At 69.8% G+C, this 15,431-nt stretch carries 17 protein-coding genes and 1 pseudogene; 11 read left to right on the top strand and 7 right to left on the bottom strand.

The genetic code is table 11. The features are described 5' to 3' along the window. Nucleotides 1–82: 82 nt before the first annotated feature. From ACIBO2_RS46140 to ACIBO2_RS46125, 4 genes are read left to right on the top strand one after another with little or no spacing between them, the layout of a single operon-like run. A complete protein-coding gene (locus tag ACIBO2_RS46140) occupies nucleotides 83–1,756 on the top strand; it encodes a nitrite/sulfite reductase (protein WP_358548918.1) in 1,674 nt (557 codons plus the stop codon). Continuing rightward, nucleotides 1,753–1,923 carry an Insertion element protein gene (locus ACIBO2_RS46135; RefSeq protein ID WP_358548921.1) on the top strand — a complete coding sequence of 57 codons (171 nt, stop codon included), beginning with the start codon at nucleotides 1,753–1,755 and terminating at the stop codon, nucleotides 1,921–1,923. The genes ACIBO2_RS46140 and ACIBO2_RS46135 overlap by 4 nt, the downstream gene beginning before the upstream one ends. Further along, a complete protein-coding gene (locus ACIBO2_RS46130; RefSeq protein WP_225289346.1) occupies nucleotides 1,920–2,648 on the top strand; it encodes a phosphoadenylyl-sulfate reductase in 729 nt (242 codons plus the stop codon). Before ACIBO2_RS46135 ends, ACIBO2_RS46130 begins: the two co-directional genes overlap by 4 nt. A gap of 8 nt (nucleotides 2,649–2,656) precedes the next feature. After that, nucleotides 2,657–3,466: a sirohydrochlorin chelatase gene (locus ACIBO2_RS46125; RefSeq protein WP_397304332.1), complete on the top strand. Its 810-nt coding sequence runs from the start codon at nucleotides 2,657–2,659 to the stop codon at nucleotides 3,464–3,466. A gap of 3 nt (nucleotides 3,467–3,469) precedes the next feature. Here ACIBO2_RS46125 and ACIBO2_RS46120 read toward each other — a convergent pair whose 3' ends face one another. Then, nucleotides 3,470–4,030, bottom strand: a complete 561-nt coding sequence (locus tag ACIBO2_RS46120) for a TetR family transcriptional regulator (RefSeq protein WP_358548927.1) — start codon at nucleotides 4,028–4,030, stop codon at nucleotides 3,470–3,472. Between the two features lie 86 nt (nucleotides 4,031–4,116). Here ACIBO2_RS46120 and ACIBO2_RS46115 point away from each other — a divergent pair, with 86 nt between their 5' ends. After that, a complete protein-coding gene (locus ACIBO2_RS46115; RefSeq protein WP_358548930.1) occupies nucleotides 4,117–4,527 on the top strand; it encodes a nuclear transport factor 2 family protein in 411 nt (136 codons plus the stop codon). Here the strand turns inward: ACIBO2_RS46115 and ACIBO2_RS46110 are convergent. Continuing rightward, a complete protein-coding gene (locus tag ACIBO2_RS46110; protein WP_358548933.1) occupies nucleotides 4,510–5,214 on the bottom strand; it encodes a DUF1707 domain-containing protein in 705 nt (234 codons plus the stop codon). The two genes, ACIBO2_RS46115 and ACIBO2_RS46110, sit on opposite strands and share 18 nt — an antisense overlap. Nucleotides 5,215–5,375: 161 nt before the next feature. Between ACIBO2_RS46110 and ACIBO2_RS46105 the strand changes: the two genes are divergently transcribed. Then, nucleotides 5,376–6,722, top strand: coding sequence for an ankyrin repeat domain-containing protein (locus tag ACIBO2_RS46105; protein ID WP_358548936.1), 1,347 nt, complete (start codon nucleotides 5,376–5,378; stop codon nucleotides 6,720–6,722). An 89-nt stretch (nucleotides 6,723–6,811) separates the two neighbouring features. Here ACIBO2_RS46105 and ACIBO2_RS46100 read toward each other — a convergent pair whose 3' ends face one another. Then, nucleotides 6,812–7,708, bottom strand: coding sequence for a maleylpyruvate isomerase family mycothiol-dependent enzyme (locus ACIBO2_RS46100; RefSeq protein WP_358549295.1), 897 nt, complete (start codon nucleotides 7,706–7,708; stop codon nucleotides 6,812–6,814). Then, nucleotides 7,708–8,265: a sigma-70 family RNA polymerase sigma factor gene (locus ACIBO2_RS46095; protein ID WP_358548938.1), complete on the bottom strand. Its 558-nt coding sequence runs from the start codon at nucleotides 8,263–8,265 to the stop codon at nucleotides 7,708–7,710. Before ACIBO2_RS46095 ends, ACIBO2_RS46100 begins: the two co-directional genes overlap by 1 nt. Nucleotides 8,266–8,418: 153 nt before the next feature. On the opposite strand from ACIBO2_RS46095, the gene ACIBO2_RS46090 reads away from it, so the two are divergent. Together ACIBO2_RS46090 and glgX are read left to right on the top strand one after the other, a co-directional pair. Beyond that, a complete protein-coding gene (locus ACIBO2_RS46090) occupies nucleotides 8,419–8,844 on the top strand; it encodes an OsmC family protein (protein WP_358548943.1) in 426 nt (141 codons plus the stop codon). A gap of 33 nt (nucleotides 8,845–8,877) precedes the next feature. Continuing rightward, nucleotides 8,878–10,983, top strand: coding sequence for a glycogen debranching protein GlgX (gene glgX, locus ACIBO2_RS46085; protein WP_397304331.1), 2,106 nt, complete (start codon nucleotides 8,878–8,880; stop codon nucleotides 10,981–10,983). Nucleotides 10,984–11,173: 190 nt separating this feature from the next. Here glgX and ACIBO2_RS46080 read toward each other — a convergent pair whose 3' ends face one another. Then, nucleotides 11,174–11,578 (bottom strand): hypothetical protein, encoded by a 405-nt coding sequence (locus ACIBO2_RS46080; protein WP_358548948.1) that lies wholly within the window; start codon nucleotides 11,576–11,578, stop codon nucleotides 11,174–11,176. A 224-nt stretch (nucleotides 11,579–11,802) separates the two neighbouring features. On the opposite strand from ACIBO2_RS46080, the gene ACIBO2_RS46075 reads away from it, so the two are divergent. The 3 genes from ACIBO2_RS46075 to ACIBO2_RS46065 all read left to right on the top strand — a co-directional run bounded on the left by ACIBO2_RS46075 (nucleotide 11,803) and on the right by ACIBO2_RS46065 (nucleotide 14,110). Continuing rightward, entirely contained in the window at nucleotides 11,803–12,525 is a 723-nt protein-coding gene (locus tag ACIBO2_RS46075) for a pyrimidine reductase family protein (RefSeq protein WP_397304330.1), read from the top strand. Between the two features lie 137 nt (nucleotides 12,526–12,662). Beyond that, complete coding sequence (locus ACIBO2_RS46070) at nucleotides 12,663–13,730, top strand: ATP-dependent DNA ligase (protein ID WP_397304404.1); 1,068 nt, start codon at nucleotides 12,663–12,665, stop codon at nucleotides 13,728–13,730. 26 nt (nucleotides 13,731–13,756) lie between these two features. Further along, nucleotides 13,757–14,110, top strand: a complete 354-nt coding sequence (locus tag ACIBO2_RS46065; RefSeq protein ID WP_397304329.1) for a hypothetical protein — start codon at nucleotides 13,757–13,759, stop codon at nucleotides 14,108–14,110. An 80-nt stretch (nucleotides 14,111–14,190) separates the two neighbouring features. On the opposite strand, the pseudogene ACIBO2_RS46060 reads toward ACIBO2_RS46065, so the two are convergent. After that, nucleotides 14,191–14,478, bottom strand: a pseudogene (locus ACIBO2_RS46060) (transposase family protein); the annotation flags it as partial. 73 nt (nucleotides 14,479–14,551) lie between these two features. Continuing rightward, nucleotides 14,552–15,394: a LysR family transcriptional regulator gene (locus ACIBO2_RS46055; RefSeq protein ID WP_358548957.1), complete on the bottom strand. Its 843-nt coding sequence runs from the start codon at nucleotides 15,392–15,394 to the stop codon at nucleotides 14,552–14,554. Between the last annotated feature and the right edge of the window lie 37 nt (nucleotides 15,395–15,431).

The raw sequence follows: 15,431 nt of genomic DNA, 5'->3' as shown, positions 1-15,431 counted from the left end.
TCGCAAATCTCCTCCTTCACCCCTGCCCTCAATGATGAGGCGGGAGGAAGCCTGCGCGCGCCCATGAACCGAAGGACGCGCAATGAGCACCCCTGCCAGCCGGCATCACAAACGCCCGCGCGGCGAAGGCCAGTGGGCTCTCGGTTACCGGGAGCCGCTGAACAAGAATGAAGAGAACAAGAAGAACGACGACGGCCTCAACGTCCGCCAACGCATCATCGACATCTACTCCAAGCGTGGTTTCGACTCGATCGACCCCGCTGACCTGCGGGGCCGGATGCGTTGGTACGGCCTCTACACCCAGCGCAAGCCCGGGATCGACGGCGGCAAGACCGCGATCCTGGAGCCCGAGGAGCTGGACGACCGCTACTTCATGCTGCGGGTGCGGATCGACGGCGGCCAGCTGAGCATCCCGCAGTTGCGGGTCATCGCCGAGATCTCCAACGACTACGGCCGGGGCACCGCCGACCTGACGGACCGGCAGAACGTCCAGCTGCACTGGATCGAGATCGAGTCGGTGCCCGACATCTGGGCGCGGCTCGAAGCGGTCGGGCTGTCGACCACCGAGGCGTGTGGCGACACCCCGCGCGTCATCCTGGGCTGCCCGCTGGCCGGGATCGACACCGACGAGGTGCTGGACGCGACCGACGAGATCCACGTGCTCAACGAGCGGTTCATCGGCGACCCGGCCTACTCCAACCTGCCGCGCAAGTTCAAGTCGGCGCTGAGCGGATGCCCGTCGCACTGCACGGTGCACGAGATCAACGACGTGGCGTTCGTGGGTGTCGAGCTGCCCGGTGGGGAGAAGGGCTACGACCTGTGGGTCGGCGGGGGGCTGTCCACCAATCCGATGTTCGCCAAGCGGCTCGGTGTGTTCGTCCGGCCGGAGCAGGTGGCGGACGTCTGGGCCGGTGTGATCGGGATATTTCGTGATTACGGGTATCGGCGGCTGCGGCACCGCGCTCGGATCAAGTTCCTGGTCAACGACTGGGGCGTGGAGAAGTTCCGGGAAGTCCTGGAGACCGAATACCTCAAGGAGGCGCTGCCCGACGGGCCCGCGCCCCAGGCGCCCCGTGGCTCCCGCCGCGACCACGTCGGGGTCTACCCGCAGAAGGACGGCAACTTCTACGTGGGCTTCGCGCCCAAGGTCGGCCGCCTCGACGGTGACAAGCTGCACGTGATCGCCGACGTCGCCGAGCGGCACGGCTCCGGCCGCGTCCGCACCACGGTCGAGCAGAAGATGGTCATCCTCGACGTCGCGCCGGACCAGGTCGACTCCCTGGTCGCCGAGCTGGAGGCCAACGACCTCCAGGTCAACCCGTCGACGTTCCGCCGCCAGACGATGGCCTGCACCGGCATCGAGTACTGCAAGCTGGCCATCGTCGAGACCAAGGCCACCGCCGCCAACCTCATCGACGAGCTGGAGCGGCGCCTGCCCGACTTCGCCGAGCCGCTCACCATCAACGTCAACGGCTGCCCCAACTCCTGCGCGCGCATCCAGGTCGCCGACATCGGCCTCAAGGGCCAGCTGGTCGTGGACGAGCACGGGGAGCAGGTCGAGGGCTACCAGATCCACCTGGGCGGCTCGATGGGCGTCAACCCCGGCTTCGGCAGGAAGGTACGCGGACTCAAGACCACCGCCGAGGCCCTGCCCGACTACGTCGAGCGGGTCGTGACGCACTACGACGCCCAGAAGAAGGAAGGCGAGGCCTTCGCCGACTGGGTGCAGCGAGCGGACGAGGCGGACCTGCGATGACCACGCGAGCCGTCCCCTTCCACTGCCCCTACTGCGGCGACGAGGACCTCGAGCCCTACGAGGGCGACCCCGAAGCGCCCGAACCCGCGGCGCACGGCGGCTGGTACTGCCGGTCCTGCGCCCGCGCCTTCAAGCTGAAGTTTCTTGGAATCGGAGTGAAGATATGACACTCGTCGACATCGAGGTCGGTTTAAGAGAGCAACGCGGCGCGCTCGACCTGCAGGACATCGTCGAGTCCGCCGCGGTCTTCCTGGAGGACGCCTCCGCCCGCGAGATCATCCGGTGGGCGGCGGCGACGTTCGGCGACCGGCTGTGCCTGACCTCCTCGATGAGCGACGCGCTGCTCATCGACCTGGTCAGCCGGGTCAAGCCCGGGGTGGACGTGTTGTTCATCGACACCGGGTTCCATTTCGCCGAGACGATCGGCACCCGTGACGCGGTCCAGCAGGTCTATGACGTCAATGTGATCAATGTGCAGCCGTCGCGCACGGTGGAGGAGCAGGAACGCGAGCTCGGGCCGCGCCTGTTCGGCCGCAATCCCGACCTGTGCTGCTACCTGCGCAAGGTGGAGCCGCTCAACCGGGCGCTCGAACCGTACCTGGCGTGGATCTCCGGCATCCGCCGCGACGAGGCGAGCACCCGCGCCGACACCAAGGTCGTGGAGTGGGACGCCAAGCGGCAGATGGTCAAGGTCAACCCGATCGCCAGGTGGACCCAGGACGAGGTCGACAACTACATGGCCGACAACGGGGTGCTGATCAACCCGTTGCACTATGACAACTACCCCTCGATCGGCTGCGCCCCCTGCACCCGGCAGGTCGCGGAGGGCGAGGACCCGCGCAGCGGCCGCTGGGCGGGGCTGGGGAAGGTCGAATGCGGCATTCACCTGTAACCCCCAGCATGTGGCCCGTCCCGTTGGCAGACGGGACGGGCCAGGACATCCCACTGGTCGCGGTGGCGCACGGGTCTCGCGATCCACGCGCCGCCGCGACCGTGGAAGCCCTGCTCGACGAGGTACGGCTGGCGCGGCCCGGACTGCCGGTGCGCACGGCGTACCTCGACCACGCGACCCCGTCCCTGGGGCAGGCGCTGAGCGGGCTGGAGGCGGCCGTGGTGCTGCCGCTGCTGCTCACCGAGGCCTACCACAGCCGGGTGGACCTTCCCGCGGCGCTCAACGAGGCCAGGGCGCGCGACCCGCGGCTGCGCGTGCGCTACGGCGCGACGCTGGGGCCGCACCCGCTGCTCCTGGCGACGCTCGAACGGCGGCTGGCGGAGGCCGGGGTGTCGCCGGGCGATCCGGACACGGCGGTCGTGCTCGTGTCGGCGGGTTCGAGTGATTCGCGGGCCAACGCGGTGGTCTCCGGGATGGCGCGCTCCTGGTCACGGGCGACGGGCTTCCCGCGCGGGCTGTCCGCGGACCCGCGTACCACTGGAGGGTGGTGGGCGGTGACGGCGGCGTACGCGTCGGCGGCCGAGCCGACGCCCGCGCAGGCGGTGGCGCTCCTCCGCGAGGCGGGCGCGCCCCGGGTGGCCGTCGCGCCGTACCTGCTGGCGCCCGGCTATTTCGCCGACAAGGTGCGGCGCAGCACCCTTGAGGCGGGCGCCGACGTGGTCGCCGACGTGCTCGGCCCGGCTCCTGAACTGGCCGAGGTGCTCCTGGAGCGCTATGACAGCGCGGCCCGCGCCCCGGCCGGTGCGGCGGCCTCGTAGACGTCAGCGCGTCTCGCCCGCCAAGCTTTCGAAGCACGGCCGCAGGAGGGCGATGATGTCGTCGGCGGGCGCGTCCGCCAGGGAGCTCAGCTTGAGCAGGTAACGATCGATCACCACCCCGTTGATGATGGCGCTGATCAGCGCCGCCCGCAGCCCGGCGTCAGCGGCCGGGATGGCCGCGCTCATCCGGTCGAGCCAGGTCGCCGCCGCCGCTCGGAACTCCCCCGACGCCTCCGCGTGCGTGAGCACGGAACGCAGCACGACGAGTGACGCGACCGGTTCGTCGTCGAGCCGCCGGCGCAGCGAGGTGAGCAGGGCCTCCGCCGGATGCCCCACCGGCAGTTCCTCGTCCGGCAGCTTGGCGGCGCGCGAGAACAGCTCCTCCTTGCTGCCGAAGTAGTGCATCACCAGCCCCGCGTTGACCCCCGCGGCGGACGCCACGTTCCGGATCGTCGTGCGCTCGTATCCGAGCTCGGCGAAGGTGGCACGGGCGGCGGCGAGAATGCGGGCCTCGGTCTCGCGGCGCTGCTCGGCTCGGGTGCGGCGCGGCTTCTCGTCGGACACCGGTTCATTGTACGGGCGTTGACCGAATCACCGACTTCGTTCTACGGTTGTTCAATGAACGCACGTTCAACGAACGAGGAGTGGCCGTGAACGCACGTGAGGTGGCCGAGCGGGTGCTGGAGACGAGCCTGTCGGCGGACATGGAGGGGTTCGTTGAGCTGATGGCCCCCGACGGGGTCATCGAGTGGCCCTATCGACCCGAGGGCGTCCCGGAGACCCTCGACGGGCGGGACGAGATCCGGGCGTTCATGGCCACGGGTGGGCGGCTGATCGAGTTCGAGAGGCACGTCGATGTGGTGATCCACGAGACGGCCGATCCCGAGGTGGTCATCGTCGAGTACACCGTCCATGGCCACGTCGCCGCCACCGGCGCGCCGTTCACCCAGCGGGTCATCGCCGTGATCCGGGTGCGTGACGGACTTGTCGTGCACTATCGCGACTACATCAACCCGCTGCCGTTGATGGCGGTGATGGGTTCGTCAGTAGCCCCGGCGTAGATCGCGGCGCATGCTGCGGTGGTCGTCGCGGAGCTGCCTGCGCATGCTGCGCCACTCGTCGCCGTGCAGCATGCGCCACTGCTCACGCCATGCCGCCAGGCCGCGCCGCAGCGGTTGCGCCTGGGAGTCGCCGATCACCTTCACGTCACCCATGACCGCGTACGCGTGCACCCGGATGACCGGTGCGTTGGTGCCCGGTGCCGCCTCCAGGACGTCGACCCGCTTGTCGCCCATGATGGCCATGCCGTCGAGGTCCACGTTGACGCCGTCGGGAACGATGATCTTCACGTCGCCCATCACCGAGACGGCCATGATGTCGACGATGTTCGTGCGGACCTCGGCCTCACGCAGGTCGAGCAGCACGTCGCCCATGACGGCGACCGCGCCCAGCTCCTGGTCGATCCGCCAGGTGCCGCGCCGCTTGGAGTCGCCCATGACGCCGACGAACCAGCGCCGCTTGCGCGCGGGCCCCTCCTGATGGACCGGTGGCACGGGCACGGCGCCCGAGGCGGGCAGGTCCTGGACGAGCATGGCCAGCTCGGCGTGCGTGGAGGCGGTGTAGGCGGCCTCGGTGCGGTCGGTCAGCTCGACGAGCGTCAGCCGCCCGTCGACCGAGGCGACGCGGAGCTGCTCCACGACGGCTTCACGTTCGGCGTCCGAGGCCCTAACCTCGCCAGGGTCAGTCATACTCGCAACATATCGCGTTTCTGGACGATCGGGATCCTCCCGGAGAAGGAACAGTCATACTCCGAACTGCTCACCTCGCGAACCGCTCCCCCCCGCGAACTGCTCATGGCGCTTCCGAGGGGCTGACACGGCCGGAGCCCGATCCAAGCTAGGGTCCAGTCATGCATGAGGAACAGCTCTACCGGGCCGCGTTGAACGGCGAGTCGGAGAAGGTGAGCGAGCTGCTCGCCGGTGGCACCGACCCTAACCAGGCCAGCGCCGGCGACGAAGACGGGTTGCCGCTCTGCGCGGCGGCCGCCTGGGACCGGGCCGAGGTCGCGGGCCTGCTGCTGGCCGCCGGGGCCGACGTCAACGGCCGGGAGAGCGGCGGCTGGACCGCGCTGCTCTGGGCCGCGGCCAAGGGACACGCCGAGACGGCTGAGTTGCTCGTCGAGGCGGGGGCCGAGATCGACGCCGCCAACGACGTCGGCGACACGCCGCTCACGCTGGCGGCCAGGCGCGGCGCCCTGGGCGTCGTACGCCTGCTGCTGGACAGCGGGGCCGACGCCACCAAGTACGACGGAGACGGCGACACCCCGCACGAGATCGCCGTCGACTGGGTGGGCGTGCATCTAGAGAGCGCGCTGCTCGACCAGATCGGCCAGGACGACTGGGAGTACGTCGTGGCGCGCCAGTTCGCCAAGGACGGCACCGAGCTCGTCACCGTGGCCGGGCGCTCCCCCGACGGCGAGCAGACCGAGCAGGTGCAGGCGCAGCGCGGCCACGCCGCCATCGCGACGCTGCTGGAGGACGTCACCGGCGTCTACGCCCCGGCCGACCAGCTCGTGGCGCGGGCCCTGGCGCACCGCGACACCGACGAGGACGCCGAGACGTGGTGGATCGTCGCCGACTCGCTGGGCAAGCGGGCCGACGACGAGACGTACGAGGTGCTGGCCGGGCTGTGCGTGAGCGAGGACGCCAGGGAGCGGGAGTTCGGCGTCGACGCGATCGCCCAGTTCGGGTTCGCCGACGACGACAAGCCCTACCTTGAGCAGACGCTGCCGCTGCTGCAGAAGATGGCCACCACGGAGGGCAACGCGCAGGTTCTCCGCTCGGTGCTGGCCGCGCTCGGCCACCAGGGCGACCCCCGGGCGCTGCCGCAGGTGCTCGACATCATCGGCCGTCCGGATCACCAGCGCACCATGACCGACGCGATCGCGCTGGCCGACGTGCTGCCGCCGGACCACGAGGAGGGGCTGGAGCTGCTGATCGGCATGACGCGGGACGACGAGGCCGAGGTCCGCGACTGGGCCACGGCCGGGCTGGCCTCGCTCAAGGCCGACACGCCGCAGATCCGCGAGGCACTCGCCGACCGCCTCGACGACGCCGACTTCCGTACGGTGGCGGAGGCCACGCGCGGGCTCGCCGAGCGGGGCGACCCGCGGGCCGAGCAGGGCGTCAAGCGGGTGCTGGCGGAGAGCGACGACGAGTACGCCAGGGACCTGGTCACCCAGACCCAGCCGCAGTAGGGACGTGACACGGACTCGGCTCTGACGCCGCGGATCCTTGGGACGTGGTGACACCGGCCCGGCCCTGACCGCCTGCGGAGAAGCGGGCGTCAGGGGCCCGAAAGGGCCGGGGCGGTGTTGAGGACGTCGTGAGCCAGGGCGAGGTCGCCTTCGAGGGCGGCGGGGAAGGACCCCGGGTCGCCCCGCCCGCCCAGCAGGAAGCAGAACCCCACCACGTCCGCCGTGATGTGCGCGTCCGGGACGCCGCCACCGTCGGCGGCGTCCGTCACGCCGAGGGGAACGTGCCATTCCCCTCCCCCCGGCCCGGTCAGCGTGAGCAGGAGCGTGCGCCCGCTGCCGTCCAGGCCGGACAGGAGCATCGTCCACGGCAGCAGCCGCGCGCACAGGTCGGCCGTCGGGTGGATGTGCTCGGGGATCGGGTCGGGCAGCCGGAGGCCGCCGGTGCGGGCGGCGTCGTCGGCGTGCACCCACGTCTCCAGGCACCGGGCCAGGATGTGGTCGGACACCGGCGCGTCGAGGCCGTCGAGGTGCGCGGCGGTGCCGGGGTCGAGGTCGGCCAGGTGGCGGCAGAGGGCGTCGGCCTGGGCGCGCCAGTCGCGCCTGGTCTGTTCGGGGCTGCGGGCCCGCTCGTAGTTCTGGACGTCGGCGGTACGGCCGAGCGAGTCGTTCGCGCCGATGGCCGGGCCCAGCACGGGGGCGCCGACCGAGGCCGCCAGCAGGCCGTCCTTGGCGGCGAGGTGGGCGACGAGTTCCTGGAGCGTCCAGCCCTCGACGATGACCCGTGACCAGTCGTCCTCCACGGCGGAGGCGAGCAGCGCGTCCATGGCGGCGACGCGCCCGGCGTACGGCTGCGCCCAGGGGGCGGTGGGCGCGGCGGGCCGGCGCCGGGCCCTGGCCCCGGCCAGGAGCTGGGGCCGCAGGGAACGTTCCGGTACGGCCGGGTCCTCCATCAGCGCGTCCAGGTAGAGACGCTCGACGGGCTCCATCACACCTCTTCCTCTGCCAGCGCGTCTGCCAGGCGGCGTAGCGCCAGCCGGATCCGCGACTTGGCCGTGCCCTCGGGCACGCCCAGCTCCTCGCCCACCTGGCGGTATGTCCGCCCACCGTAGTAGGCCAGTTCGACCGCTTCCCGCAGGCCGTCGGGTAACGCCGTCACCGCCTGCCGTACCCGCTTGGCCTCGTCGGCCGCGAGCACGTTGTCCTCCAGCCTGGCGGGCTCGGGTTCGTACAGGCGGGGGCCCAGCGCGGAGACGCGCCTGCGCTCCTCGGCCCGTACGTGGTCGACCGCGCGGCGGTGGGCGATCGTGGCGAGCCACGCGCGCAGGGTGCCACGATCTGGGTCGTAGGCCAGCGGCCGTTCCCAGAAGACCAGGAACACCTCCTGCGTGATGTCCTCGGCGATCACCCGGTCCCTGGTGACACGCAGGGCGAGACCGAAGATCAGCGAGGAGAGCCGATCGTAGACCTCCCCGAGCGCGGCCTCGTCGCCGCCGACCACCCGCTGATGCAGCAGGCGGTCGTCGTACGGTGCCTCCACTGGCACCACACTCCCGTGATCCGGACCAAGGCGGCGGGTGCGCCGCGACCCGAGCATGTCATTAATTCGCCGGAAAAGTGCACACGGATGACCGAGCCGCAGAACTTTGTCGGGCGCGCGATAGGGTCGGAATTCCTACGATCAGAGGGAGCAACCACTATGGCCACCACTCGCACCGCCACCACTCAGTGGAAGGGCGCGCTGATGAACGGGTCGGGGACGGTGTCGCTGGACACCTCGGGCGTCGGCACGTTCGAGGTCACCTGGGCGTCCAGGTCCCAGGACGCCGGCGGCAAGACCTCGCCCGAGGAGCTCATCGCGGCCGCCCACTCCTCCTGCTTCTCGATGGCGCTCTCGCACGGCCTGGCCGGCGCCGGCACGCCCCCGGAGTCGCTGGAGACCAACGCGGACGTGACGTTCCAGCCTGGTGAGGGCATCACCGGGATCGTTCTCACCGTGAAGGGGCAGGTGCCCGGGATCACGGCCGAGCAGTTCCAGGAGGCGGCGGAAACCGCGAAGGCCAATTGCCCGGTGAGCAAGGCGCTGACGGGCACGACGATCAGCCTCAACGCCGAACTCCTCTAGCGGGACCGCGATCGCGTGCGACAATTGGGTCACATGCGCGAGGTCTGGCCGGGCGAGCCCTATCCACTTGGCGGCACCTGGGACGGCGTGGGCACCAGCTTCTCACTGTTCTCCGAGGTGGCCGAGCGAGTTGAGCTATGCCTCTTTCACGATGACGGCTCCGAAGAACGCGTGGATCTGCCGGAAGTCGATGGATTCGTCTGGCACGGTTACCTGCCGGGCATCGCGCCGGGGCAGCGCTATGGCTATCGGGTGCACGGCCCGTACGAGCCGTCACACGGGCACCGGTGCAACCCGGCGAAGCTCCTCCTCGATCCCTACGCCAAGGCGATCGACGGTGATCTGACGTGGAACGAATCGCTGTTCCCGTACCACTTCACCGATCCGACGCGGCTCAACTCGGCCGACAGCGCGCCCTTCATGCCGAAAAATGTGGTCATCAACCCGTTCTTCGAATGGGGCAACGACCGGCCGCCGCGCACTCCGTACCACGAGACCGTGATCTACGAGGCGCATGTGCGGGGGCTCACCATGCGCCACCCGGCGGTGCCCGAGGAGCAGCGCGGCACGTACGCGGGCGTGGGGCACCCGGCGATCATCGACCACCTGCTCTCGCTCGGGGTGACGGCGATCGAGCTGATGCCGGTGCACCAGTACATGCCCGAGCACTTCCTGGTGGCGCGGGGGCTGACCAACTACTGGGGCTACAACACGATGGCCTACCTGGCCCCCCACGGCCGCTACAGCAGCGCGGGCACGCGGGGCGAGCAGGTGCTGGAGTTCAAGGCCATGGTGCGGGCGCTGCACGAGGCGGGCATCGAGGTCATCCTCGACGTGGTCTACAACCACACGGCCGAGGGCGACCACATGGGGCCCACGCTGGGGTTCAGGGGGATCGACAACTCGGCCTACTACCGGCTGCACGACGGTGACCGGCGCTACTACCTCGACTACACCGGCTGCGGCAACTCACTGAACGTCCGGTCGCCGCACGCGCTCCAGCTCATCATGGATTCCCTGCGTTACTGGGTGCTGGAGATGCACGTCGACGGGTTCCGGTTCGACCTGGCGGCGGCGCTGGCGCGCGAGCTGCACGACGTCGACCGGCTGAGCGCCTTCTTCGATCTGATCCAGCAGGATCCGGTCATCTCGCAGGTGAAGCTGATCGCGGAGCCGTGGGATGTCGGCCCCGGCGGCTACCAGGTCGGAAATTTCCCGCCATTGTGGACGGAGTGGAATGGGAAATACCGCGACATAGTGCGAGATTTCTGGCGTGGCACCCACTCGGCGCTGCCAGAGTTCGCCTCCCGCCTGACCGGCTCCGCCGACCTCTACGCCTCCTCGGGCCGCCGGCCCGTCGCCTCCATCAACTTCGTGACCTGCCACGACGGCTTCACCCTCACGGACCTGGTGTCGTACGACCGCAAGCACAACGAGGCCAACAGCGAGGACAACCGCGACGGCACCGACGACAACCGCTCCTGGAACAGCGGCGCGGAGGGGCCCGTCGAGGACCCCGAGATCGTCCGGCTCCGCCACCGCCAGCGCCGCAACCTCCTGACGACGCTGTTCCTGTCGCAGGGCGTGCCGATGCTCTCCCACGGCGACGAGCTCGGCCGCACGCAGCGGGGCAACAACAACGCCTACTGCCAGGACAACGAGCTCGCCTGGATCGACTGGTCGCAGATCCACACCGAGTCCGACCTGCTGGACTTCGTCCGCAAGCTGTCGCGGCTGCGGCGCGAGCACCCGGTCTTCCAGCGCCGCCGCTTCTTCCACGGCCGCCACCCGGACGACGGCCGGCGCGACCTGGTGTGGCTCACGCCGGGCGGCACGGAGATGACGGCCGGAGACTGGCACATCGGCTACGCCAAGTCGCTGATGGTCTACCTCAACGGCGAGGCGATCACGGAGCCGGGGACGCGGGGTGAGCGGATCGTGGACGACTCGTTCCTGTTGCTGATCAACGCCCACCATGAGGACATGACGTTCACACTGCCGGGCGGTGAATTCGGCGACCATTGGCTGCCGATCCTGGACACCGACGACAAGGGGGTTTGTGATGGCGAATACGCCTGTTCCTCCCAGGTGACGGTGACCGCCCGCAGCATGCATGTGCTCCAGCGTCCGCTTTCTTAAGGGCTGTTTTTACGAGCCTTCTTTACGGCAGGCACGGTGAGCCCCACCCGCCGCACGGGGTCGGCGTCTGTCCAGGGGGACGCTCCTCCGGTGGAGGTGGCCCGGCGCCGTGACGAGACGGTGAGACCGGGGCCTCCTATCCGCACCCCATGCCGCCGCCGCCCTGGAAAGCGCCAGGGCTGCCGGGATCTCAGAGCAGGCCCGCGACGCTCGCCGTGAGGATGACCAGGACGAATGTGGCCACGCCCGCCAAACCGTGCAGGAGCACCGCGAGAAGCGGGAAGCGTCGCTCCGCGCCCCGTGCGTGGCGTCCCGCGCCTAGCCAGCGGGTGAACATCACGAAGCCCAGCAGGGCCGCCACCGCCAGGACTCCGAACGCCGTCCATGCCAGCGCGCGGTTGCCCGTGAGCAGGAAGGCCACCCAGCAGGCCAGCGCCGAGACCCCCAGCACCGGATGGGAGAAGATCAGCGCCACCGGAAAGCGCGTGACCTTCGCCGCCTGTTGCCGCAGCCCACCCCCCGACAGCCACAGGTAGAGCAGGTAGATCCCCACGAGCGCGGTGAACAGCCATGTAACAGCGGCGACCAACCCCACTGGGCTCTCCCCTCAAGTGCCCGATTCCCCTGCCGCCACGTTATGCGCGTCACGCTGCGTACGTCCCTAGATACGCCAAAGTGCTATCCCTGGGCGCAGTCCGGGCGGCCAGTCCCCCTGTCTGGGCCCGCAGCGCCGCCGTCGAGTGCCCGGTCTGGGCCGCGGCGCCGTCGTCGCGGGTCCTTCGTCGGCTGGTTGTCGGAGGCGTGTGCCAAGGTAGAGGAGTGCGTCGCATCCATCCCGACATTCAGGACGATCCAGACATTCAGCAGGCCTACGCCTACCCGGCGGACCGGCCGTGGCTGCGCCTCAACATGGTCGCCAGCGCCGACGGAGCCGCCTGGCTGAAGGGCCTGTCAGGTGGGCTGTCCAGCCAGGGTGACCGGCGGATCTTCCGGATCCTGCGCGGGCTGGCCGACGTGGTCATGGCGGGCGCCGCGACCGTGCGTACCGAGGGGTACGGCGCGGTCAAGCCACGTGACTCCTGGAAGGAGTTGCGGGGGGACCGGCCGCCGGCTCCGCCCCTCGCGGTCGTCACCCGCCGGCTCGACCTCGATCTGGGCAGTCCGCTGTTCACCGAGGCCGTGAGCAAGACGATCGTCATCACGTGCGAGGCCGCGCCCACCGAGCTCCGCGCCGAGGCCGCCCAGGTGGCCGACGTCGTGGTGGCGGGCGGCGACCAGGTCGACATGTCGGTGGCCGTACGCGAGCTGCACGAGCGCGGCTTGACTCAGATCCTGTGCGAGGGCGGCCCCCGGCTCAACGGGCAGCTCGCGGCGGCCGACCTGATCGACGAGCTCTGCCTGTCGATCAGCCCGCTGCTGGTCGGGGGCGGGGCGGCGCGCATTCTCAACGGCGAGGCGGCACAGGTCGAGCTGCGGCTCAGCCAGGTGCTGGAGGAGGAGGGGGTCCTCTTCTGCAAGTACACGAGGGAGTCGACGACATGACCGAACCCACCCAACCACCCGCCGAGGCACCGGTCGAGGCGGCAGCCGGGGAACCGGTCGAAGCACCGGTCGAAGCGCCGGTAGCAGAAGAGCCGGAGCCGGTGCCCAATCTGCCGGTGCGGCCGCCGGTGGCGCCGATGCTGGCCAAGCCGGTCAAGAAGATGCCCCAGCAGGACGGCACGCTGTTCTACGAGCCGAAGTGGGACGGGTTCCGGTGCATCGTGTTCCGCGACGGTGACGAGGTCTATCTGGGCAGCCGCAACGAGCGGCCGTTCACCCGATACTTTCCCGAGCTGGTCGAGGCGGTCAGGGCGGAGCTGCCGGACAGGTGCGTGGTCGACGGCGAGATCGTGCTGCCGCAGGGGTCACAGCTCGACTTCGACGCGCTGCAGCAGCGCATCCATCCGGCGAAGTCGCGGGTCACGATGCTGTCGGAGCGGACGCCCGCGTCCTTCGTGGCCTTCGACCTGCTGGCGCTGGGCGACGAGTCGCTGATGGAGGCGCCGTTCAGTGAGCGGCGAGCGCGGCTGGAGCAGATCTTCCCGGAGAAGGGCAGGTCCATCCGGCTGACCCCGGTCACGACCAACACCGAGCAGGCGGGCGAGTGGTTCGAGATGTTCGAGGGGGCGGGGCTCGACGGCATCATCGTCAAGCCCGGCGACCAGCCGTACATCCCCGACAAGCGCACGATGTTCAAGGTCAAGCACGAGCGCACCGCCGACGTGGTGGTGGCCGGTTACCGTGAGCACAAGACCGGGCCGATCGTGGGCTCGATCCTGCTCGGCCTCTACGGCGACGACGGCAGGCTGCATCACGTGGGCGTGGCGGCGTCGTTCCCGATGGCGCGCCGGGCCGAGCTGGTCGAGGAGCTCAAGCCGTACGTCGCCGAGCTGGGCGAGCATCCCTGGGGCCACTGGGCCGAGCAGGCGGCGGCCACCGTCGGGCAGCCGACGGCCGGACCCGCCACCGGCGGGCAGCGGGTGCCCGGCGCGGTGTCGCGCTGGAACGCCAAGAAGGACCTGTCGTTCATCCCGCTCCGGCCGGAGCTGGTGATCGAGGTGGCTTATGACCAGATGGAAGGCGACAGGTTTCGACACACCGCGCAGTGGCGGCGGTGGCGGCCGGACCGCACACCGGAATCGTGTACGTACGAGCAGCTAGAGAGGCCGGTTTTGTACAACCTTGACGATATCCTTGCCCGATAGCCCTTTATCCCGTTATATCTCGACATATGAGTACCGGTGATGAGCTGCGGGCGGCGGTGGGCGCCCGACGGGACCTCGGTCCCGATTTCGAGGATGCGATAGTCGAGTCGTTCCTCGACAAAATGGGGCAGGAGGTCGACCGGCGGGTCGACGAGCGGCTCGCCGCCGCAGACCCCAAGGGCAAGAAGGCCAAGCAGCAACAGCAGCGTCCGGCCGACGGCCATCGGCTGGCTCTGGCGATCGTCTCGATGGCTCTCGGCACGATCCTGACGTTGGCCGTGATCATGGGGCAGAAGGAGATGTGGGTGATCGCGCCGATCTGGTTCGCGATCATCGTGGTCAACGGGATCTTCTCCGGCAACGGCAACGGCAAGGGCTGACCCAGCCGCCCGGCCCATGCCGGGCGTAGGTCCTGCCCGGCCGTTCCCGGGTGCAGAAGTTGTCCCGTATGGAGTTGGGGTTATCCCGTGAGGGCCATGTTGTGAAGGCGTGCAACGCCGAGCATGGCCAGGTGAACGCCGTTGCCCTTGAGTCGGCAGTCCCGCAGGACCTTCCAGTTCTTGAGGCGCGACAGGGCATGCTCGACACGTGCCCGGGCCCGACGGTGGACAGCGTTTTCGGCCTCCTGCTGCGGACTCAGACGCTGTTGGCCTCGTCTTTCGCGGTGCGGGATGAGCAGCCCGGTGCCCTGGTAGCCGCCATCAGCGAGGGTGGGAACACCATGGCAGGCCCGGTCGACACCTGACTCGACGGGCGGCGGTTGGGCACCGAGGGGGTCGGTCAGATTCGAGCGGCACTCGACGGGCAGAGGGCGGCGCCGCTCAGACCATGCGTCGTAGCGCGGTCTCCACGGCATCGACCAGCGGATCGCCTTCGGTCCGCGGGTGCCTGGCCAGGCCGAGTTCGATGTCCGGCAGGCTGGGCAGGGCGTCCGCGTCGTGGCACGCCATGGCCGGTTCGAGATTCCCGGGCAGCACCGCCGTAACGCCGAGCCCGGCCCGCACCGCGGCGAGCACACCGACGAGACTGTTGCTCTCGAACGCCACCCGCCAGCGGCGGTCGGCAGCTTCCAGCCCTTCCAGCACCGACGCACGCCATGTGCACGGGCCCGAGAACAGCACCACGGGTAGCGGATCGGCAGCCAAGTCCACACCCTGGCCAACCGCCCAGACCAGCGGTCGGCGCACCGTCCAGCGAGGCCGGCCGGGGACGTCCGCCGCCTCGTCGAGCACGAGTTGGACGCGTCCCGCGTCGTACGCCTCGCGCCTCGCGTCGCCGGAGAGGCTGAGCACCTCAAGCGTCGCGCCTGGATGCAGCCGGGCGAGGTCGGCGAGGGCCTGCGGAAGCTGGGACGCGGCGAGGTCTTCGAGCAACCCGACGCCGCAGTGGCCGGTCAGTGCGCGGCCGGCTTCGGTGAGTGCCTGCGCGGAGAGCGAGAGGATGCGCTCCGCGTATGGCAGGAGTTCGTCACCCGCGCGGGTCGGCGAGACGCCGGTCGTGGACCGGAGGAGCAGGGGGCTGCCGACGGTGTTCTCAAGCTTGCGCAACTGCTGGCTGAGCGCGGGCTGGCTCTGCCCCAGCGCGCTTGCGGCGCGGCTGATGCTGCCCGCCCGCACAGCGGTGACGAACGACCGCAGCAGGGCGATCTCTAGATCCCTGGCCATAAAAATTCATTATATCGGCTCCAATCATATGGCTACT

This window comes from Nonomuraea sp. NPDC050022, from assembly GCF_044460705.1.
Classification (GTDB): domain Bacteria; phylum Actinomycetota; class Actinomycetes; order Streptosporangiales; family Streptosporangiaceae; genus Nonomuraea.
Note: the sequence above shows the minus strand (reverse complement) of the source record. Positions and strands in the feature narration are given on the sequence as shown.